Annotated in this window: 13 protein-coding genes; 5 read left to right on the top strand and 8 right to left on the bottom strand. The window is 73.0% G+C overall.

Annotation, left to right across the window (positions count from 1 at the left end; genetic code table 11):
* Positions 1 to 62 precede the first annotated feature (62 nt).
* Entirely contained in the window at positions 63 to 3605 is a 3543-nt protein-coding gene (locus OG738_RS30185; RefSeq protein ID WP_329045899.1) for a hypothetical protein, read from the bottom strand.
* A gap of 238 nt (positions 3606 to 3843) precedes the next feature.
* On the opposite strand from OG738_RS30185, the gene OG738_RS30180 reads away from it, so the two are divergent.
* Positions 3844 to 5292, top strand: coding sequence for an FAD-dependent monooxygenase (locus tag OG738_RS30180; RefSeq protein ID WP_329045897.1), 1449 nt, complete (start codon positions 3844 to 3846; stop codon positions 5290 to 5292).
* A gap of 41 nt (positions 5293 to 5333) precedes the next feature.
* Here the strand turns inward: OG738_RS30180 and OG738_RS30175 are convergent, their stop codons facing one another.
* Positions 5334 to 6212, bottom strand: a complete 879-nt coding sequence (locus OG738_RS30175; RefSeq protein WP_329045896.1) for an alpha/beta fold hydrolase — start codon at positions 6210 to 6212, stop codon at positions 5334 to 5336.
* Positions 6213 to 6323: 111 nt separating this feature from the next.
* Here OG738_RS30175 and OG738_RS30170 point away from each other — a divergent pair, with 111 nt between their 5' ends.
* Positions 6324 to 8249, top strand: a complete 1926-nt coding sequence (locus OG738_RS30170; RefSeq protein ID WP_329045895.1) for a BTAD domain-containing putative transcriptional regulator — start codon at positions 6324 to 6326, stop codon at positions 8247 to 8249.
* A gap of 39 nt (positions 8250 to 8288) precedes the next feature.
* Here the strand turns inward: OG738_RS30170 and OG738_RS30165 are convergent, their stop codons facing one another.
* From OG738_RS30165 to OG738_RS30155, 3 genes are all read right to left on the bottom strand, one after another.
* A complete protein-coding gene (locus tag OG738_RS30165; protein ID WP_329045894.1) occupies positions 8289 to 9212 on the bottom strand; it encodes a quinone oxidoreductase family protein in 924 nt (307 codons plus the stop codon).
* 105 nt (positions 9213 to 9317) lie between these two features.
* Positions 9318 to 9683, bottom strand: a complete 366-nt coding sequence (locus OG738_RS30160; protein WP_329045892.1) for a MerR family transcriptional regulator — start codon at positions 9681 to 9683, stop codon at positions 9318 to 9320.
* Between the two features lie 90 nt (positions 9684 to 9773).
* A complete protein-coding gene (locus OG738_RS30155; protein WP_329045891.1) occupies positions 9774 to 10901 on the bottom strand; it encodes a hypothetical protein in 1128 nt (375 codons plus the stop codon).
* A gap of 119 nt (positions 10902 to 11020) precedes the next feature.
* On the opposite strand from OG738_RS30155, the gene OG738_RS30150 reads away from it, so the two are divergent.
* Positions 11021 to 11572, top strand: coding sequence for a hemerythrin domain-containing protein (locus OG738_RS30150; RefSeq protein WP_329045890.1), 552 nt, complete (start codon positions 11021 to 11023; stop codon positions 11570 to 11572).
* Between the two features lie 52 nt (positions 11573 to 11624).
* Here the strand turns inward: OG738_RS30150 and OG738_RS30145 are convergent, their stop codons facing one another.
* Positions 11625 to 12887: an IS110 family transposase gene (locus tag OG738_RS30145; RefSeq protein WP_329056577.1), complete on the bottom strand. Its 1263-nt coding sequence runs from the start codon at positions 12885 to 12887 to the stop codon at positions 11625 to 11627.
* 250 nt (positions 12888 to 13137) lie between these two features.
* On the opposite strand from OG738_RS30145, the gene OG738_RS30140 reads away from it, so the two are divergent.
* Positions 13138 to 13956: a family 1 encapsulin nanocompartment shell protein gene (locus OG738_RS30140; RefSeq protein ID WP_329045888.1), complete on the top strand. Its 819-nt coding sequence runs from the start codon at positions 13138 to 13140 to the stop codon at positions 13954 to 13956.
* Between the two features lie 251 nt (positions 13957 to 14207).
* Here OG738_RS30140 and OG738_RS30135 read toward each other — a convergent pair whose 3' ends face one another.
* A complete protein-coding gene (locus OG738_RS30135; RefSeq protein WP_329045886.1) occupies positions 14208 to 14612 on the bottom strand; it encodes a ChaB family protein in 405 nt (134 codons plus the stop codon).
* A 16-nt stretch (positions 14613 to 14628) separates the two neighbouring features.
* Positions 14629 to 16731: a catalase gene (locus tag OG738_RS30130; RefSeq protein WP_329045885.1), complete on the bottom strand. Its 2103-nt coding sequence runs from the start codon at positions 16729 to 16731 to the stop codon at positions 14629 to 14631.
* Between the two features lie 160 nt (positions 16732 to 16891).
* Here OG738_RS30130 and OG738_RS30125 point away from each other — a divergent pair, with 160 nt between their 5' ends.
* The gene (locus tag OG738_RS30125; RefSeq protein WP_329045884.1) at positions 16892 to 21106 is read left to right on the top strand and encodes a cation-translocating P-type ATPase; all 4215 of its coding nucleotides are present in this window, start codon (positions 16892 to 16894) and stop codon (positions 21104 to 21106) included.
* Positions 21107 to 21115: the final 9 nt, after the last annotated feature.

Raw genomic sequence — 21115 nt, 5'->3', positions numbered from 1 at the left:
TGGGTCTGGACCGTGCTCGGAAATGCGCCGCGACGGGTGCCGCGGCGCAGTTCCGGAGGGGTTCAGGACTGGGCGTGTCCCGTGCCCGCGGGCACGATGAGCAGCTTCCCGGTGAAGTACTCGACCTCACCCTTCACCTGCGCGGGCGTCGGGTGCTGGCCCGGCCCCGAACCACCCGGGCCGCCGGTGCCACCGCCACCGACGGAGATGCCGCCGCCACCGATGCTGATGCCGCCACCGCCGTTTCCGCCGCTGTCCCCGGTCGACGGTGGCGCGGGCGGGACGAACTGCGAGCCCACCGACACCAGCTGCTCGACCGGCACGCCTGCCGCCGCCGCGACCACGCCGACGACGCCCTGGGCCAAGTCGTCGGCCTGCACGGTGACGACCTTCGTCGCGGTCTCGCGCACCACCTGGAACCCGTAGCTCTGCTGGACCGCCGGCAGCGCCGGCACGGTCAACGTCGCCTGGCCGTACCAGCCCAGCGGACCGGAGATCGGCCGGGGCAGGTTGTCCGACGCGTCGAGCTGCCAGATGTAGTGCGACGTCGTGCCGTTGACCGACAGCGCCACCGGCTTCGCCGGGTCGATCGCGCCGGTGAGGACGATGTCGTCCGCGCCGGGCCGGACGTTGTCGGCCAGCAGGTCCGCCATGCCGTCCTGCCGTAGCAGCACCGAGAAGGCGCCGGTCTCGTTGCCCGTGCCGCCGGGCCCGTAGACCACCGGCGGGATCGTGACGACGACCGACCGGATGCCGGGCGTGAGCACCTGCGGTGGCTGCGGCGAGTGCTCCGGAGGTCCGTCGAGTGCCGTCGCCGCCACGAGATCCGCCTCCATCGCCTGCTTCGTCGGCTTGCCGCCCGGCGGCGTCGTCCCGCCACCACTGGGCGGCGTCGTCCCGCCACCGCCGCCCGGCGGAGTGGCCCCGCCGCCTCCGCCGGGAGGAGTCGTGCCACCACCGCCACCAGGCGGGGTGGTGGTCCCGCCGCCGGGCGGGGTCTTGGTGCCGCCGCTGCCGTCCCCGCCGCCGATCTCCTTGACCAGTGCCTGCAGCAGCGCGGCCACCTCGGTCTGGGTCGACATGTCGGTGAAGATGTTGCCCTGCCCCAGCACCTTCATCGCCGCGGCCAGCGCGACCGGGTCCGGCGCGGCGGGCGGCTGCTGGATGGTGACCACCGACGTCGGGAACGCGGTCGGTGTCGTCGAGGTGACGACCTCCCTGGTCGCGGTGCTGACGTCGGCGATGTTCGGCGCCTTGTCGGGATCCGGCGAGAGCTGCCAGTTCCAGAACCGCGAATCGTCGATGACCTCGGCCGCGTTGCAGTGCCCGAGCTTCGCCTCGGCGAACACGCCTCGGGTCGGCAGGCTGATCACGTCCTCGCTGCGCGCGGGCGCGACGTCCGGCAGCCGCATCGGCGTCCCGTCGTCGTTGACCGCCTGCTTGTACAGCGCCGGGTCCAGCGCGAACGCCGTCGCCTGGCCGTAGACGTCCAGCGCGCGGTTCTCGATGGCCTGGAACACCGGCCGCGTCTGGCCGCCGAACGTCAGCGTGTCGGCGCCGAACCGGTCGATGCGCTCGTTCGGGTCCTCGTTGAGCCGGATCAGCCGGTTGTAGTAGTCGCTGTTGTTGGCCAGGTGGTGCTGCAGCCGCACGCGGAGCAGGTTCTCGTCGTCGGAGAGGTGCTGTGCCGCGGTGAGCACCTGCGGCGACGCGGGCGGCCTGCTGGTCGTCAGCGACACGGTGACCGGGTCGTGACCGCGCACGACCGGCAGCGGCGGCACCTGGTCGTAGACGACCGTCTGCACGCCGGTGGGCTCCATCGCCACGACGGTGATCCGGCCCAGCGCGAGGTTCTCCTTGTCGGGGTTGCCCATGTCGTGCAGCTTGAAGGTCAGTTCGAGGGCGGTCAGGTTGTTCCAGAACACCCGCGGTGGATCGGTCTTCGGCACCTGCCCCCAGAAGGCGTAGGTGGTGTTGGTGCTCGTCAGGTCGCCACCGTGCTGGAGTTCGGTGCGGGTGGTGTCCCCGTCGATCCGGGTCAGCGCGATCCGGTTCTGATCACTCAGCACGACCGACGCCTGCAGCGACCCGCCGCCGTCGTCGGACTGCCCGCCGACGGCCACGGTGATGGTGAACTGCTGGAACGGGACGGCACCCGGGTCGGCCGGGGCCGGCAGTTCCAGCTGGACCTCCTGCCACGCCACGTACTTCTCCACCGCGTCGAAACCACCCGCGAGATCCGGCAGCAGCAGACCCGGCTCGAGAACGCTGCGATAGCGGGAGATCGTCGCCATCACGTCACCGGGCGACTTCGGGTCGGCGGGGACGAACGAGACCGGCTTCTCCGTGAGCAGCACCGCCGGCCGCACCGCACCGCGCTCGACGACGACCCGGTAGTGCCGCAGGACCTCGTAGTAGAGCATGGTCAGCGCGTGTGCGTGGTTGTGGTTGCGCACCAGGCGGGTTTGCGCGTTCGCGGCCTCCGACTGCTTAGACTGCACGACGACCGTGCTGCGCAGGTCGCGGACGTTCGTCGAGTGCTGGGTGAACTGGTCGGTCAGCTTCTGCACGGTGTCGGAGGAGATGTTCCGGTCGCCGGTCGTGGTGGCGTAGCCGCCGCCGATGGACGCCGCGCCGCTCGCCTGCAGCGCCCCGCCGGCCGGGAGGGACGCGCCCGCCGCGAGGCCACCCATGATCGAGCCGCCCGCCTGCCAGTCGTGGATCGAGGCGTTGACCACCTCGCTGACCGTCCGGTCGCGCAGTTCGTCGTGGTCGAGGCGGTCGGTCAGCGTGGTCTCCTCGCCCCGGGTGTCCACTGAGGACCGTGCCCAGTCGACCACCGCGAGCTGGACCTCCTCGCCGGGGGCGAGGGGCAGGCTGTAGGTGATCTGGCCGAGGCCGTGCCCGACCGGGATCCACGACACGTCGTAGGTGATGACCAGCGCCACCGGCACGTCGCCGGTCTGCGGCGGCGGGTCGCCCGCCGCTCCGGCCGCCACGCCCGGCTTGTTCAGCGTCGCCGTCTGACCGGGGATCGGCACGATCTGGAAGAGCTGGAACTTCTGCGTCGCGACGTTCGACGGCAGCAGCGTCTCGCAGCCGTCGGCGCCGACGAGCTCCGCCGGCATGTACGCGAACGAGCCGGGCGAGAGCGACCAGTCGGCCAGCGACGGCGACTGCATCGCCGGGAAACCGGGCGAGGAGTCCTGGTAGACGCCGGCCGGGTCGACCGACAGTCTCGTGACCAGGTTCTCCGCCAGCGGGCTCGCGTCCGCGACCAGGTCGACGACGCTTTGCAGCGGCCCGTTGAGGAACACCCACAGGTGCTCCAGGGTGACCGAACCGGTCGCGCCCGCGAGCCGATCCGCCTGGCGCCGCAACGGTTCCAGGTCCCACGACACGTAGCCGGCGTGGTCACTGCCGAGCAGCCCCAACGGCGACCGCACCACCGACGGGCTCGGCGGCCCTCCGGCTGGTCCTTGCTGCACCGACAGTTCCGCGGCCGCGAACATCAGCACGCCCTGCAGCGGCGCCCCGGTGCCACGGTTCGAAAGGAACACCGCCGCCCTCGTCGGGCCGGCACTACCGCCGATCAGAATCCCCATCCGTCCCTCCCCGATCATGGCGGTCCCTGCCGCCGAGGTAATACGTTGCCACCGGAGGCGTTACGGCCGACCGGTCCGGCGCGCGATCTTCGGGGCACCGGCGACTGCCCGATCGGCCCACGACGAGTTGATGGCGGCGACGCCGGTGTGCGACCACGTGCTTCTCGTGCGTTGGTGAGCCCGATCCGCTGCCCAACCGGACGTTGCCTCGGGCCGGCGCGTCCGCGAGGGTGGTCGGGTGGACGCTGAGGTGCTGATCGTCGGGGGCGGCCCGGTGGGGCTCACCGCCCGGGCGCTGCTGGACCGCTGGGGCGTGCGGACCCTGCTGGTCGAGAAACGCGCCGAACTCTCGCCGTTCCCGCGGTCCCGGCTGATCAACGTCCGGTCGATGGAGATCTACCGCGGCCTCGGTCTCGATGCCGCGATCACGGCCCGGGCGTTTTCACCGGCGTACGGTCGCGTCCGCTTCCGCGAAACCTTGTGCGGCCCCGACCTGGCGTCCGCGCCCATGCTGGGCGTCCACGACCCGGTGCCCGAGTCCCCCGCCCTCGGCGTCGTCACGTCGCAGGACCGGCTGGAACCGACGCTGCTCGCCGCGGCCGGCGACCCCGTCCGGTTCGGGGCCGCCCTGGTCGACGTGACCGAGGAAGCCGACGGCGTCGTGGCCGTGCTCGGCGACGGGAGCCGCGTCCGCACGCGGTTCCTGCTGGCCGCGGACGGCGCGAACTCGACCGTCCGGGACCTGCTCCGGATCGGCACCGACGGACCCGGGACGCTGGGCAGCTTCACGACAGTCGTGTTCGACGCCGACCTCGGCCACGTCGAGCCCACCGGCGTCTGCTTCACCCCGCACGGCTCGCTGGTCCCGGTCCATCCCGAAGGCGGCTGGGCCTGGTTCGGCCCGACACCGGCGGACACCGGCTGGGCCGGCCACGTCTCGCGTGCGCTGGGCGCGGACGTCCGGGTCGACGTGCTGCGCGTGCAGCAGTGGGTGATGACGGCGTTCGTCGCCTCGAGCTTCGGCCGCGGCCGGGTCTTCCTCGCCGGGGACGCGGCCCACCCGGTCCCGCCGATCGGCGGGCTCGGCCTGAACACCGGCATCGCCGACGTGCACAACCTGTGCTGGAAGCTCGCGGGTGTGCTGCGCGGGTGGGCCGGGCCCGGCCTGCCGGCGACGTACGAGCCGGAACGGCGTCCGGTCGCGCACCGGACGCTCGAGCAGGCGGTGGCGAACGCCCGGCTGGTCAGGCAAGCCCGGGTGGGTGAACTGCCGTGGTCGGAGCAGTACTTCGCCCAGCTCGGCCTGGTCCTCGGGACCGCCTACCGCTCCGCCGCCGTGCTCGGGCCGCCCGAGCCCGCCGAGCCGGGCACCGGCTACGTCCCCACCGCGGAGCCGGGCCACCGCATGCCGCACTTCTGGCTGGCGCCCGGCCGATCGACGCTCGACGCCTGCACCAACGGCTTCGCGGTGTTCACCGCGTCGAGCTGGGAATCGGCCGGGCCGTGGCCACTGCGTGTCGAGCGGATTCCGGCCGAGCGCTGCGGCCTCCCTCCGGGCGGCGCCCTGCTCGTCCGCCCCGACGGGTACATCGGCGCCCGCCTGCCGGACGTCTCGGGTCTGCCCGACGCGCTGAGCACCCTCTCGTCACATCAAGGGAACCCGGCTCGTCATCCTTCCGGCGGATGACGAGAGGAGAGCCGGGCAGTGGACTGTTCCGGTTCCAGCCGTCAGCGAGCCAGCAGGTCCCGGATCGCCGCCGTGATCTCGGCAGGTGCTTCTTCGGCCATGAAATGTCCCGCGCGGGTCAGCCGGTGATCCAGGTCCGGCGCCCACGCCTGCCACACCCCGGCGGCGTCGTAACCCAGCTGCGCACCCCAGTCCTGCTGGACGACCGTCACCGGCATGGCCAGCTGCGAACCGGCGTCCAGGTCGGCCTGATCATGCGTGACATCGATCCCCGCCGAGGCCCGGTAGTCCGCGACGATCGACGGCACCCCGGCCGCGCTCGCCCGCAGGTACTCGGCGCGGACCTCCGCCGGGATCGCGGCCGGGTCGTTGGCCCAGGCGTCGAGGAACGAGCCGAAGAACGCGTCCGCGCTGTTGGCGATCATCGTCTCCGGCAGGCCCGGCGGCTGCGCCATGAGGAAGAGGTGGTAGCCGACCGCCGCCCGGACCCCGTGCAGGACGTGCCACATGTCCAGCGTCGGGACGACGTCGAGGATGCCCAGGTGCGAGACGGTCTCGGGGTGGTCCAAGCCCGCCCGGAAGGCGACCAGGGCACCCCGGTCGTGGCCGACGACGGCGAAGCGCTCGTGGCCGAGCGCCGCCGCCAGTGCCACGACGTCGGCGGCCATGGTGCGCTTGGCGTACACGTCCTCGCCGGTGGCCGGCGGCTTGTCGCTGGCGCCGTAGCCGCGCAGGTCGGGGCAGATCACCGTGTGCTCGCCGGCCAGCCGCTCGGCGACGTGCCGCCACATCAGGTGCGTCTGGGGGAAACCGTGCAGCAGGACCACCGGGCTGCCGCTGCCGCCGATCGCGGCAGCCAGCTCGACACCGCCGGCACCGGGCAGGCGGACGTGGTCGAAACCGGGCATGGAGAGTGTCATCGAAGGCCGTTCTTCCGGTCGGGAACCTGACTCGGCCAGCGTGGGCGACGGCGATCAGCAACCGATCAGTGCGCCGCGGCGCACCCGGGCGCGGGCACCGATGATGGGGGCATGCGAATCGACGTGCTCGGTGCCGTGCGGGCCCTGGGCGACGACGGCACGCGAGTGGACCTCGGTGGTCCCCGCCACCGCGAGGTGCTCGCCCGGCTCGTCGCCGCCGAGGGGCGGCTGGTCACCACCGACACCCTGGTCGGCGACCTGTGGCTCGAGCCGCCGGCCCGCGCGGTGGGGGCGTTGCGGACGTTCGTCGCCGCACTGCGCCGCGCGCTCGAACCCGAACGGCCGCCTCGCACGCCGCCGCGGGTGATCGTCACCGAAGGCCCCGGATACGCGCTGCGCCTGCCCCGCGAGCACGTCGACGTCCACCGGTTCGAGGACGCGCTCACCCGAACACGCCACTCCCCCGGCGCGGTGACCGACCTCGGGGCGGCGCTCGCGGACTGGCGCGGACCCGCCTACGCCGACGTGCCGGATTCGCCGTGGGCGCAGCGTGAACGGAACCGGCTGGAGGAGCTGAGACTGGCGGCGCTGGAACTCCGCGCCGGCATCCTCCTCGACTCGGGGCACGGCGCCGATCTCGTCGCCGAACTCGGCGCCCACGTCACCGAACACCCGTGGCGCGAGCCGGCCTGGGGGCTGCTGGCCCGCGCCCTGCACCGCGCGGGTCGCCAAGCCGACGCCCTCGCCACCCTCCGCCGCGCCCGCCGGGTGCTCGCCGACCAGCTCGGGCTCGACCCCGGAGCCGACCTGCGACGCCTGGAGGCCGACATCCTCACCGGACCCGCCGGTGGCACGCCGTGGACCGGTGCCGCTGTCCGGCTCGGCCCGCGCACCACGGTGGACTTGGCCCGCACGCTCGCGCTGGCGGGCGGCGACGCCCTCGTCCACTCGCGGCGCGACCGGCTCGCCGCGATCCAGGCGGCGGAACGCACCGGGGACCTCCCGCTGACCGCCCGGATCATCGGCGCCTACGACGTGCCCGCGATCTGGAGTCGCGCCGACGACCCCGCGCAGTCCCAGGCCGTCGTCGCGGCCGCCGAACGCACGCTCACCCGGCTCGGCCCGGACGGCCCCGCCGACCTGAGAGCGCGTCTCCTGGCCACGATCGCCGTCGAAAGCCGCAGCGCCGACCTCGCCGCAGCCGAGCTGAGCCACGCCCGGCAGGCAGCACGCCAGGCCGAGGCACTGGCCCGGGAGCTGGCCGATCCCGCCCTGCTGGCGTTCGCGCTCAACGGCGTGTTCCTGCAGTCCTTCACCCGTCCCGGGCTCGCGGCCACCCGAGACGGGATCGGCGCCGAAATCCTCGACCTGGCGACCCGCCACGACCTGCCGAACTTCGCCGTCCTCGGCCGGCTCGTCCGCCTGCAATCCGCCTCGGCCCGCGGCGACCTCGACACCGCGGCCGCACACGCCAAGGCGGCCGACGAGCTCGCCGCCACCACGGAGGCTCCCCTCGTCGCGGTCCTCACCGCCTGGTTCCGGGCCCGGGTGACGGCCGCCCGCAGCACCGAACCCGGCGGGCCGACCGCCGCTACGGCCGCGGCGCAGTACCGCGCGGCCGAGGAAGCACTCCGGACGGCCGGAATGCCGGGACTGCACCGTGGCCTGTTTCCGCTCGCCCTGCTGGGTTTGCGCCTCCTGCACGACCGCGCCGCACCCACCGACCAGCACCTCGACTGGGGTCCGTACCTGCACTGGGCACGCCCGCACGTGCTGCTCGCCCAGGGCCGGCAGGAGGAAGCCCGCGCCGCCCTCGCGGCAGCGCCGGAACCACCGCACGACCACGTGCAAGAGGCGATGTGGTGCCTGACCGCCCACGCCGCGGCGCGCCTCGGCGAGCGCAGCGTCGCCGCGCGGGCCGCGGCCGCGCTGCGCACCGCCCGCGAGGAAGACGCCGGCGCCGCCAGCGGAATGCTGACCCTGGGCCCGGTGGCAAAGTATTCGGCGAAGGCGGAGGCCTGCGCGGCGCAGGAGTGAGCGCCCGACGACCGCCGTTCACTCACCACCTCGAGCAGCTCAGGTCACCTTGATGACGACCTTGCCCGACGTGTGACCGCTCTCGACGGTGGCGAGCGCGGCCGGGGCGTCGGACAACGGGTGGACCGCCGTGATCGCCGGTGCGAGGACTCCGTCGAGCGCCAGCCGGGCGGCGCGCTGCAGGTTCTCGCGGTCGAGGCGGCGCTCGACGAAACGGCCGCCGATGTCGACCACGGACTGATCGCCCACGGCGAGGACATTGCGGGGATCCCGCGCCAGCGGGGCGACCGCCCGCAGCGCGGAGCCGCCGACCAGGTCGACGATCCCGTCGAAACCGCCGGGAACCAGCTCACGGGCCGCGGCGACGACGTCGTCGGTGGTGTAGTCGACGAATCGCGCCCCGACGGTCTCGGCCGGCTCACGTTTGGCGGCGCTGCCGGTGCCGACCACGTGCAGCTCCCGCGCCGCGGCCAGCCGGGCGACCGCGAGGCCGACCCCACCCCCGACGCCGTTCACCAGGATCGCGGCGCCGGCCGGCAGGCCGAGCTGGTCGAGCACGTCCACCGCGGTCGTCCCCGCCACCGGAAGGGTCGCCGCCACGGTGGCCGGCAGACCCGCCGGGATGCGCGCGGTGTTCGGCGCGGACAGCACCGTCGTCTCGGCGTAGGTGCCGCCGCCGGTGAGCGCGAAGCCGAAGACCGCATCCCCCACCTCGAGCCCGTCGACGTCCTCCCCCAGGGCGAGAACGGTTCCCGCTGCTTCCATGCCCAGCACGCGCGGAAACGGCCGCCCGCCGTCGAGCCCGGGAACCAGGCCCGCGCGCAGGAGGTGATCGAGGGGGTTCACCCCGGCGACGTCGACCCGGATCAGCACCTCACCGCGACCGGGAACGGGATCGGGGCGGTCGAAGAACTCCTGCACTTCCGGCCCGCCATGCCTGCCGAAACCCCATGCCTGTCCCATTTTCCGCGCCTTTCCGGGTGACCGGCCCGGGCGTTCCGGGCTCTGCGGCCATCCTGACCGCTGACACCGGTGTCAGGGGCAACCGGCTGAGGCGCGGGTCACACGTCAGGCCAGCTTCGCGCGGTGCCGGCTGTTGGCGCTGAGCAGCACGTCGAGCGCGTCCCGGGTCTCGGCCAGGCGCGCGATCTCCGCGTCGATCCGGTCGCGCTCGCGCTTCATCGTCGCGAACGCGAACTCGACGACGCCCGGATCCCCGGGAGTCTCGACGCACGGCAGCACCATCGCGATCACCCGGCTCGACAAGCCCGCCTCGAACAGCTGCCGGATGAGCGACACGCGCTCGACCTCGGCGTCGGAGTAGTGCCGCTGCCCGGCGTCGGAGCGGGTGCTGGTCAACAGGCCCTGCGCTTCGTAGTACCGCAGGGAGCGCGAACTCACGCCGGTGCGCCGGGACAACTCGCCGATCCTCATACCTGGAAGCTACGCCCCCGTGACCAGCCTCTCGAGGGAACCTGCTCTGCACCGCGACTTCCGGAACCGGCCACCGTCGGCGCATCCCGCTCAGCCGGCACCGCCGCTTTCGGCTTCCTCGGCGCGCTCGCGGCTGCGCAGCTGCCGCTCCCGCTCACGCCGGCTGTAGGTCGCCCGGCGGACACGTTCCTCGTCTTCGAGGCTCGAGCCCACCGCCCCGGCGACGATGCCCACGGAGGTCGAGAGCCACACCAGCTTGAGGTAGGAGACGGGCCCGGCCGGATGGCCGAGGACCTGCCCCAGGTAGGTGCCTTCGATCAGGACGATCGACGCCAGCAGCGCCAGCACAAAGAGGATGGCGTACATGCAGGCGACTCCGATCGACAGAGTCAGCGCGGTCGAGGCGTTGTACAGCAGGGCTTTCCGCCGTTCGAGGTGCCCGGACGGGGAGTCCCAGAGGTGGTTGTGCACCATCAGCCAGCCCGACATGACCACGATCGCCAGTACCGTGATCCCGGCCAGCCGCAGCGCGGGCAGGGCTTCGGCGAGCTTCCAGAACGACGTGGTGATGATGCCGTACGCGGCGGTGGCCGCCGCGGCCGCGGTGGCTCCGGCGAGGTTGGGCACCAGCCGCCACGGGCGGTTGTCCCGGATCATCCCCGCGAGCAGCCGCAGGCGGCCGCGCACACCCACCAGGGCCAGGTGCTCGTCGGCGGCGCCGCGGCCGCGGATGTGCCGCGTCGGCGCCAGCAGCTCCCGCAGCCGGTCTAGGATCTCCCTCGGCGGATCGGCCTCCTTCGCCGCGCGGCGCGCCACCAGGTGCCGGACCAGGTGCACGATCAGCCGGCGCACTCGGTGGCGCAGGCGCAGGGCCCCGAGCGCGGGCAACGACACCATCGCCACGCCGTGGTCGGTGTTGTAGTCCGACGCGATCGGGACCGTGCCGGCCCGCCGCGGGAGGTCCGTGATCAGCACCAGCAGGTCCCAGCCGTGTTCGGCCCGGCGCTCCTCCGCCAGGACCAGCATGGGAATGTCACCCTCCTCGTTGAGCGGAAGGGACTGCGTCTCGTGCTCGACGCGCCAGGTCGTCTCCTCGCCGAGGTCACGGGCCAGACGGGCGGGCAGGCCGTCCGCGATTCTCCCGGCGAGCTGCCCGGGCAAGCCGTCATCGGTCAGCAGGCCCACCACCAGGGCCTCCGGCGCACGCTGGGCGGTCATGCTCGAGCCTTTCCTCGACCTCCGAGGGGAGATCTCCGGGTTCCCGGCTCGACCACCGGCAAACGGCCCAACCGGGCGTTCGGGTTTCCCGGACCGCCCACCCGGGGTACGAATGCGGCATGGCCGACATCACCAGCCTCATCCTCGACGACCACGACTGGTTCCGGCGCCAGTTCGCCCGCCTCGACGACCTGACCGACTCCGCCGACCTGGCCGAGGTCTGGCAGCCCCTGGCCGACCTGCTCGACGTGCACGCCCGCGCCGAAGAGGAGATCTTCTACCCGCACCTGCTGCGTCGCGGCGAAGACGCCGAGGAAGAGACCCTCGACGCCATCGGCGACCACAACGACATCCGCGACGGCGTCCACGAAGCCGCCCTGCACCCCGTCGGCAGCACCGCCTGGCACGCCGCGGTGCACAAGGCCCGGTTCGCCAACAGCGAGCACATGGCCGAGGAAGAGGACGAAGGTCTCGCCGACTTCCGGCGCCACGCCGACCCCGGGCTCCGCGAAGAACTCGGCCGCCGGTTCCTCGAGTTCAAGCGGCAGCACGAAGGCGCCCGCGACCTCGACGTCAGCGACCTCGACCCGCACGAGTACGTCGAGCAGGAGCTCGGCGACCGTCCCGCCGACGCCTCGCTCGGTATCGGCAGCCTCAAGGAACAGGACTGACACGAAGATGAGTGCGATTCGCTGGTCGGTGTGTGGTTGTTGGGGTCCTGCGTCAGGCTGGGATCGGGTCGAAGCGGACGGTCATGCCCAGGGCGTTGGCCTGCTTGACGATCTGGTGCATGGTGCGCTGGGGGTCGCGGCGGGTGAAGTAGTCGGCGCCCAGGTCGTGGTGGGTGACCTTGTCGGTCAGGATGTGCCAGATCGCGATGGTGAGTTTGTGCATGACGGCGACCAGGGCTCGTTGCCGGCCGCGGCGGGCGGCGAGGCGCCGGTAGTAGACGGCGTAGTAGGAGTTCTTTTGCTTGATCGCGGCCATGGCGGCGGTACCGAGGATGCGTTTGAGGTTGGCGTTGCCGTGGCGGGTGTGGCCGGATTTGTTCACCCCGGCCGATTCGTTGAGGCCGGGGCAGACGCCGATCCAGGAGGCCAGGTGCGCGGCGGTGGCGAACGGGGCCATGTCTCCACCGGTCTCGCTGATGATGATCTCGGCGGCGGTGCGCCCGATGCCGGGGATGGTGTCGAGGTTGTTCAGGTCCCGGTCGCGGTCGCGCATCAGGTCGGCGATCCGCATGTCCAGTTCGGTGACCAGTTCGGCGAGGTGGTCGATCTGGGTGAGGAAGTGCCGGCACATGAAAGCGTGGTGGTCGGTGAACGTGCCCTCCAGCGCCACGGTGAGGGCGGGGATCTTGGCGCGGGCGTGGCTGAGGGCCAGCTCGGCCAGTGTGGCGGGGTCGCGTTCGCCGTCGATCAATGCGGCCAGGATCCGCCGCGAGCTGACTCCGGTGACGTCGGTCAGGACGCTGGTCAGTTTGAGGCCGCTGTCCTCGAGTTCTTTTTCCAGTCGTTGGATTTCGCGGCCGCGGTCGGCGCGGATTTCGGTGCGGCGGCGGGTCAGTTCCCGCAGTTCGCGGATCGCGCGGTCGGGTACGAAGGAGGCCAGCACCATTCCCGAGGCGGCGGCGCGGGCCAGGAACGCCGCATCCGATGGGTCGGTCTTGCGGCCCTTGATCCCGCGCAGGTGGGCGGGGTTGACCAGCATCAGGTTCAGCCCGGCGTCCTGCAGCGGGTAATACACCGCACGCCAGTAGTCCGAGGTGGCTTCCAGGGCAACGATTTCGACTGCGTGTTCGGTCAGCCAGTCACGCAGGTCCCGGATGGCCCCGGCGGTGGTGTCGAACCGTTCGGTCTCCAGCAGCCATCGGCCTGCCCGGCGCGGGTCCGGGGTGCGTACGCATGCCATCACGAACCGTTTGCCGACATCCACACCCGCAGCGCGCAGGTACAGCACCTCGTCCCGCGCCGACGATTTTGTCATGATGTACCACCCATCGGTCCTGTCGTCCTGGGTGGGCCGCTCGGAGAGGTCCCGGGAAGCAGCGAAACTGACACACGTGCTCGTGCGGCGGCGCACCGCCGGTCTGGCACAAACCGTAGTCCCGGAGCGGACCTCCATCACCATTCTGACATTCGAGCTCTCACCGCATCACAGTCCAACCGGCTTACCGAGCGGCCCACCCCATCTTCCCAGCCCCGTGAAGCCTGCGAAACAGACGGGAGCTTCTGACATGAACCACCTGATGCGCGACCTGGCCCCGATCACCGACGCGGGCTGGAAGGAGGTCGACGCCGAGGCCAAGGAGCGTCTGCAGACCCACCTCGCGGCGCGCCGGCTCGTCGACGTCGCCGGCCCGCACGGCTGGCGCCACTCCGCCACCGACCTCGGGCGGACCGCGACGCTGGCCGCCGGGTCACTGGCCGGGCTGGGCGAAGGCGCGGTGGTCCGGCAACGGCGGGTGCTGCCGCTCACCGAGGTGCGGGTGCCGTTCACGGTGTCGCGCACGGAGCTGGACGACGCCGAGCGCGGCGCCGACGACCTCGAATTCGACGACCTCGACCGCGCGGCGAAGCAGATCGCGATGATCGAGAACCGCGCCGTCTTCCACGGCTGGGCCGCGGCCGGCATCACCGGGATCACCGAAACCTGCCCGTACGACACGCCGCCGCTCGGCGACGACCCCGACGCCTACCCCGGCGTCGTCGCCCGCGCGGTCGACACCCTGCGCCAGGCCGGCATCAAGGGCCCGTACGGGCTGGCGATCACCCCCAACGGCTACACACGCATCGTGGAGAGCACCGAACACGGCGGGCACCTGCTGTTCGACCACCTCCGCCGCGTCCTGGGCGGCGGCAAGGTGGTCCGCGCGCCCGGCCTGGACGGCGCCCTCATCGTGAGCCTCGACGGCGGCGACTTCTCCCTCGAGCTCGGCCAGGACCTCGCGGTCGGCTACAGCCACCACGACGCCGAGACGGTGACGCTCTACCTGGAGGAGAGCTTCAGCTTCCGGGTCGTCGAACCCGACGCCGCCATCACGCTGACCGCCTGACCGGCCGGTCGCGCCCGGGGTAACCGGTCGGTGCGGCGGGCCGAAGGCGCCGTTCCGACCGGTAGAAGCCGCTTTGGCCGTCGGCCAAGAGGTCCGCGAAGCGGTCGAACACAGCGGGCACGAGGCGCCGGGCGAAGACGCCGAGCCCCGCGGCACCACGCGCCGCTCCGAAAACCCGTAATGTCCGGCAGCCGGCAGCACCAGGTTTGCCCGGCCGAGTCGCTCCTTCCTCGTGCGTCCACGATGGACTGTCACTTCTGCCGGCGAGCGCGGGCACTTTCCCGCCGGCTGGCCTTCTCCAGCGCCTCGACGAGTTCGCGTTTCGACATGCGTGACCGTCCAGGAATCCCGAGTTCACGCGCCAGGCGGTACAGGTGCTGCTTGCTCGCTTCCGCGTCGACACCGCCGTGGGTGCGTTTCGCGGGCTGCCCGGCACCGCCCGCGGCCTGCTCGTCGGACGGCCCGCGTCGCCGCTTCGGCTCCCAATGGTCGCCGACCTTCTCGAAGGAGTGCTTCACGGCGGCGAACGCGGTCTGGGCGGCGCGGCGGCCCGGACCGTAGGTCTCCAGCGCGGAGTCATGCGCAGCCACCCAGGTGTCCTGCGCCTTGCGCGGCGAACGCAGGAGAGTACTGGGCAGGTCTTCCCGTCCTGGCATGCGGTGGCCTCCTCTTTCACGCGGGGATCGTGCTGGTGCTGCGGCTCCAGATCCGGTGTTCGGACAGCGCGGCCAGGAAGGAGGCGGCGAACTCGTCCGGCAGGTCGGCCGCGGCCGAGGTCGTGGTCACGACGCCGTCGTCGATACGGGTTTTCGTGTCGTCGGCGAGCTGGGCCGGCACTCCCGCCCGCCGGAGCAGGTCGAGGCCGGAACCGAACGCGGCCACCGGCTTCAGGTGCTTGTAGGCCTCGGCGACGAAATGCACGGCTTCGCCGTCCTGGGCCAGCTGGTCGACGCTGCCCGGCCCGCACGGGACGACGACCGCGTCGTAGAGCACCGACGCCGTCGTGGCGAGCTGGCGGTCGGCCGGCAGCGGGCCGCCGTCGCCGCCCGGGGCCAGCTCGCCGTCGGCCGGGGCCAGGACCTCACCGGTCACGTCAGCGGCTTCGAGGGCGTCCAGCAGCTTGCGGGTGCCGATCGTGTCGACACCGTCGGCGGCGAGGATCGCGACCTTCCGGCCGTGGGGATTGAGGTTCGGCTGGCCGAGCTGGGACAGCGCCGGCGAGCGGTGGCCGTGGTGGGGCGTCTCCGCCGCCGGTGCCGGGACACCGATGCCGCTTGCGACCCGCGTGGCCAGGTCGTGGTCGACGTGGTTGAGCTCGTCGACGGTCCGGGCGCGGACGCCCTTCTCGGTGACCTTGCCCAGTTCGAACCGGAACGCGGCGACGATGTGGTCGCGTTCGACGTCGGTCATGCTGTTCCAGAACAGGGTGGCCTGGCTGTAGAAGTCCTTGAAGCTGGGGCTGCGTTCGCGGATCTTGTGCCCGGAGACGGCTTCGGTGTAGTGCTGGAAGGTGCCGGAATCCGCGATGGCCGGGCAGCCGCCGCCGAGGGAGTTGCGGAAGTAGCTCGTCTGTCCTTTGTGGATCGTCTGCTGGCCGTGGCCGTCGCGTTGGTCGGTGGCGACGTCGGCGATCGGCCGGTTCACCGGCAGCTGGGCGAAGTTCGGTCCGCCGAGGCGGATCAGCTGGGTGTCCAGGTAGGAGAAGTTGCGGGCCTGCAGCAGCGGATCGTTGGTGAAGTCGATGCCGGGGACGACGTTGGCGGTGTGGAAGGCGATCTGCTCGGTCTCGGCGAAGAAGTTCTCCGGGTTGCGGTCGAGCACCATCCGCCCGGCCGGCAGCACCGGGACCTGTTCCTCGGGGATGAGCTTGGTGGGGTCGAGCAGGTCGAAGTCGAAATCGTGCTCGGCGGACTCGTCGACCAGCTGCACACCGAGCTCCCACTCCGGGTACTGGCCCGCTTCGATGGCGTCCCACAGGTCACGGCGGTTGAAGTCCGGATCCTTGCCGGCGATCTTCTGGCACTCGTCCCAGACCAGGGAGTGCGTGCCGAGGACCGGCTTCCAGTGGAACTTGACGAACGTGCCCTGGCCGTCGGCGTTGACCAGCCGGAAGGTGTGCACGCCGAAGCCCTGCATCATCCGGTAGCTGCGCGGCAGCGCGCGGTCGGACATCAGCCACAGCACCATGTGCAGCGACTCCGGCTGCAGCGAGACGAAGTCCCAGAACGTGTCGTGCGCGGACTGCGCCTGCGGGATCTCGTTCGGCGGTTCGGGCTTCACGGCGTGGACGAAGTCGGGGAACTTGATGCCGTCCTGGATGAAGAACACCGGCATGTTGTTGCCGACCAGGTCGTAGTTGCCCTGACGGGTGTAGAACTTCGTGGCGAACCCACGCACGTCGCGGACGGTGTCGGCGGAACCGCGCGAGCCGGCGACGGTGGAGAAGCGGACGAACACCGGGATCCGCTCGCCACTGGTGAGGAATTCCGCGGCGGTGTACCCGCTCAGCGAGTCGTCGTAGGCCTCGAAGAAACCGTACGCGCCGGCGCCGCGGGCGTGCACCACTCGTTCGGGGATGCGTTCGTGGTCGAAGTGGGTGATCTTCTCCCGCGCGTGGAAGTCCTCGAGCAGCGTCGGCCCACGCGTGCCCGCGCTCAGCGAGTCGTCGGTGTGCCCGACCCGGACGCCCTGCTGCGTGGTGAGCGCCGTACCGGCCGGGTCGCTGCGGAATTCCTCCAGTTGCTCGTGCTTCGCGTCGTTGCGTCCGTCAGTCACGGGATCGCCCTCTCGCGTGCGTGTTTTCCAGGTTTCTTCGCGGCTACCCGGCCACCCGAACGGTAAACCGGCAGCACCCCTCCCGTCGTCGTCCAGCGGCGTTTGATCCACCCGCCGCCGGGAAAGCCTGTCGGGGACGGACCGGCTGGTGGAGGTGTGCGTGCTCGGAGGTTTGCTCGCGGTGGCGAAGACCGGGATGACCCTCGCCGTGGCCGGGCCCGTCCTGGCGACGCGGGAAGCGAAGAAGGCCGTCACGCTGGCCGGTGAGCTGGTCTCGGGGGCGGCCGCGACGGCGGGGGAAGTGACCGGGACGGCGAGCCGCACGTCGGTGCGGGCCGCGCGGGTCGTGCGCAACGCCACGGGGTCCCGCTCGGCGGTGTGGCGCGCGGGACGCCGCCTGCACGTGCCGCTGCGGGCGCTTGACGGCGGCCGCCCGGACGTGCGGGCGCTGGCCGCCGAGGTGGCCGCGCACGCGGACGTCGCCGGGGCGTACTGGGACGGCGGGCTGGGCAGCGTGGTCGTCCACCTGGCCGCGGAATCCGCGGCGGACGCGGTGGCGGGCTGGATCGCCGACCGCTGCGAGCGGCACGGGCTCGCGCCGGCCGAGCCCGGCGACTGCGCCCCCGCGCACCCCGGTGACACGTACGGGGTGCGGACGGCCGCGCTGGCCTTGGCGATGGACGTCGCCGGGTTCGCCGTGGCGGTCGGGACGACCGCGGTCCGCTCGGGCAAGCTCCACGAAGGAATCCGGGCCGTGGTGTCCGCGGCCCGGGAGCACCCCGCCGTCCGCGCCGCCCTGGATGAGCGGTTCGGCTGGTACACCGCCGAACTGACGCGGGCGGGTGTCTCCGCCGCGGTGCGCGGGCTGAGCCAGGCCCCGGTCGAGCTCGCGCTCGACGCTGTCCTCCGCACGGGTCAGCTCGCCGAAGCGGTCGCCCGGCTCGCCGCGTTCGACGCCGTGCACGACGATCTTTGCTCGCCGCACCGGCCCAGTCTGAGCGTGACCCCGCCGCAGCGGCGGGTCGCGGCCCCGGCGGAGGACTACGCCAAGAACGCCGTCGGCGGCGGCCTGCTCGCCGCGGTGGCCGACCTGCTGATGCGCCGCGACGCGCACGAAGCCGCCGAAGCGGTTCTCGCCGCGTCGCCGATGCCGGCCCGGTACGCCGACACGGCTTTCCATTCCGCGATGGGCACCGCGTTCGCCCGCGAAGGCGTGCTCGTCCGCGACCCGGACCGGCTCAAGGCACTGGACACTGTCGACACCGTGGTGCTGCACGCCGACGTGCTGCACGGCGAAACCGGGCTGGACCCGCACGCCGAGGCGGTGCTGGACGCGGCGCGACGGGCAGAGGCGCGGGTGGTCATCGCCGGGCCGGACGCCCGTGGCCGGCTGGGCGAGTTCGCCGCACTCGCGGACGACGTCGTCACCACCGGCGCGGGTGAGACGTTCACCGGGGTGGTGACGCGGCTGCAGGACGAAGGCGGGGTCGTGCTCACCGTCGGCCGCCCGGCACCGACGTGCGGGCCCGGCTCGGACGACGTGGCCGGCCTGCTCGCCGGAGACCTGTGCGTCGCGCTCACCGACCGGGACGCCCCCGTGCTCTGGAACGCCGACCTGCTCGTCCGCCCCGGGCCGACCGGAGTGTGGCGGGTGCTGCTGGCCACCGCCGCGGCCCGGGCGAACAGCCGGCGCGGCACCCGGCTGGCCACCGCCGGGGCCCTGGTCAGCGCGCTGCTGCTGATGTCCGGACGCCGCCCCGGCCGCCGACGGCCGTTGCTGCCGGCGCTGCCGCGGCTGGATCCGATCGCGCTCGGCGGGCTGACCGCGATCGGCATGGGCTGGCTCGCCGCGCTGCGCGTCGCCGCGGCCCGCCCGCCGGAGGGCCGCGACCGGGTCGCCTGGCACGAGCTGACCGCGGACGAGGTCGTCGAGCGGCTCGCGGCGCCCGGACCGGACCCGACCTCCTGGGACGTGGCGACGCGGCGGGTGCGGACGGTGGCGGAGACGCTGGCCCGGCACCCGGCGGCGGCACCGGTCCGGTTCGGGGCGGGGCTGGCCGCCGACGTCGCCGCCGAGCTGAGCGACCCGCTGACGCCGGTGCTGGCGCTCGGCGCGGTGGCCTCCGCGGTGGTCGGTTCGCCGGTGGACGCGCTGCTCGTGGCCGCGGCGATGGGCCTCAACGCCGTCGTCGGCGGCACCCAGCAGTTTCGCGGCCGCCGGGCGCTGGCCAAGCTCCGCGACGACGAGCGGCAACGGGCCCGCAAGGCCGGCGGCGGGCTGGTCGACGCGCGCGAGCTCGCGCCGGGCGACCGGATCGAACTGCGGGTCGGCGACGTCGTCCCGGCCGACGCCCGGCTGCTCACCGCGTCCGAAACGGAGGTCGACGAATCCGCGCTGACCGGCGAGTCGCTGCCGGTCGAAAAGCAGCTCGCCCCGGTGCCCGGGGCGCCGCTGGCCGAGCGCAGCTGCCTGGTCTTCGCCGGCACCACGGTGGTCAGCGGCGAGTGCACCGCCGTGGTCGTGGCGACCGGGTCCGCGACGGTCGCCGGCCGGGCCGTCGAGCTGGCCACCCGCACCGCCGCCGCGGCGGGCATCCAGGCACGGCTGCAGGACCTCACCCGCCGCGCCCTGCCGCTGACGATGCTCGGCGGTGCCCTGGTCACCGGGCTGTCCGCGCTGCGCGGCCGGCCGATGCGCCGTGCGCTGGCCGGCGGGGTGGCGATCGCCGTCGCCGCCGTGCCCGAGGGGCTGCCGCTGGTGGCCACGGTGGCGCAGCGCGCGGCGGCCCGGCGGCTGTCGGCCCGTGGGGTGCTCGTGCGCACGCCACGCGCGCTGGAAGCGTTGGGGCGCTTGGACGTCGTGTGTTTCGACAAGACCGGCACGCTGACCGAGAACCGGCTGCGCGTGGTCGCCACGACCGGGCCGGACGGCGAACCGCGCGAGCCGGGGCCGGACGACGCGGTGCTGCGGGCCGCCGCCCGGGCGTGCCCGGGCTCGCTCGACGACCCGCACGTCCGGGTGCACGCCACCGACCACGCCGTGCTGGAAGCCGCCGGGCCGGACCCCACCTGGTCCGAAGTGGACGGTCAGCCGTTCGAGGCCAACCGTGGGTACTCGGCCACCATCGGGCGGGACGGCGACGACGGGACGGTGCTGCTCGTCAAAGGCGCCCCGGAGATTGTCCTGCCCGCGTGCGCCGGGGCGGAGCAGCTTTCCGAGGCCGGGGAAGCCTTGGCGGACAAGGGGTTGCGCGTGCTGGCGGTGGCGTCGCGGAAGGTCCCGGACGGGACCGCGCTCGACGGCGACCTGCCTTCGGACCTCGAGTTCGCCGGCTTCGTCGGCCTGGCCGACGCCCTGCGCGCCACGGCCGAGCCGCTGGTCACCGGCCTCCGCGCGGCCGGGGTGGCCCCGGTGATGCTGACCGGCGACCACCCGCACACGGCGCGGGCCATCGCGACGTCGCTCGGGTGGCCCGCCGACAGCCCGGTCGTCACCGGCGACGAGCTGGCCGGGCTCGACCGCGCCGGACGCGCCCGGCTGCTGTCCGGCGCCGGGGTGATCGCCCGCGTCGCGCCGGAGCAGAAGCTGCAGGTGGTCGAGGCGCTGCGCGAAGCAGGCCGGGTGACGGCGATGGTCGGCGACGGCGCGAACGACGCGGCCGCCATCCGCGCGGCGGACGTCGGCATCGGGGTGCGGGCCCGGTCGTCGACGGCCGCCCGCACGGCCGCGGACCTCGCGCTGACCGACGGCGACCTGACGGTCTTGCTGGACGCCGTGGCGGAAGGCCGCGCGCTGCGGCGGAGCGTGTCCGACGCGGTGGTCATCCTGGTCGGCGGCAACGCGGGCGAGATCGGATTTTCGGTGCTGGGCACCCTTCTTTCGGGTGATTCGCCGCTGGCCACCCGGCAGCTGCTGCTGGTGAACCTGCTGACGGACCTGTTCCCGGCGATGGCGGTGGCCGTGACCCGCCCGGACGACGCCCCGGACAGCGGCCCGGCAAACCTCGGCGAAGGGCTCTCCCCCGACATCACCAGCCGAGGGGTGACGACGGGCGTCGGCGCGACGACGGCGTGGCTGATCGGCCGCTTCACCCCCGGCACGGCCCGCCGCACGAGCACGATGGCGTTGTGCGCGCTGGTGGGCACGCAGCTGGCCCAGACGCTGCGCGGCCGCCTGCACAGCCCGCTGGTGGTCGGCACGGCAGTCGGCTCGGCCCTCACGCTGGCGGCGATCGTGCAGACGCCCGGGGTCAGCCGGTTCTTCGGCTGCACACCGCTCGGCCCGCTGGCCTGGGCCGGGGTCGGCGCCGGGATCACGACCGGAGTCGTGACATCGCTGGTGCCGATCTTGCCGAACAGCCTGCGTCCCCGGTGATCCCCGGCC

Source organism: Amycolatopsis sp. NBC_01488 (assembly GCF_036227105.1).
Classification (GTDB): Bacteria; Actinomycetota; Actinomycetes; order Mycobacteriales; family Pseudonocardiaceae; genus Amycolatopsis.
This window is presented reverse-complemented; position numbering and strand designations above follow the sequence as displayed.

Bases quoted from the DNA above. Each gene is read 5' to 3' on its own strand.
- OG738_RS30155 (WP_329045891.1), bottom strand. From the start codon at position 10,901: ATGACCGCCCAGCGTGCGCCGGAGGCCCTGGTGGTGGGCCTGCTGACC.
- OG738_RS30165 (WP_329045894.1), bottom strand. From the start codon at position 9,212: ATGGGACAGGCATGGGGTTTCGGCAGGCATGGCGGGCCGGAAGTGCAG.
- OG738_RS30140 (WP_329045888.1), top strand. From the start codon at position 13,138: ATGAACCACCTGATGCGCGACCTGGCCCCGATCACCGACGCGGGCTGG.
- OG738_RS30135 (WP_329045886.1), bottom strand. From the start codon at position 14,612: ATGCCAGGACGGGAAGACCTGCCCAGTACTCTCCTGCGTTCGCCGCGC.
- OG738_RS30175 (WP_329045896.1), bottom strand. From the start codon at position 6,212: ATGACACTCTCCATGCCCGGTTTCGACCACGTCCGCCTGCCCGGTGCC.
- OG738_RS30150 (WP_329045890.1), top strand. From the start codon at position 11,021: ATGGCCGACATCACCAGCCTCATCCTCGACGACCACGACTGGTTCCGG.
- OG738_RS30170 (WP_329045895.1), top strand. From the start codon at position 6,324: ATGCGAATCGACGTGCTCGGTGCCGTGCGGGCCCTGGGCGACGACGGC.
- OG738_RS30160 (WP_329045892.1), bottom strand. From the start codon at position 9,683: ATGAGGATCGGCGAGTTGTCCCGGCGCACCGGCGTGAGTTCGCGCTCC.
- OG738_RS30185 (WP_329045899.1), bottom strand. From the start codon at position 3,605: ATGGGGATTCTGATCGGCGGTAGTGCCGGCCCGACGAGGGCGGCGGTG.
- OG738_RS30145 (WP_329056577.1), bottom strand. From the start codon at position 12,887: ATGACAAAATCGTCGGCGCGGGACGAGGTGCTGTACCTGCGCGCTGCG.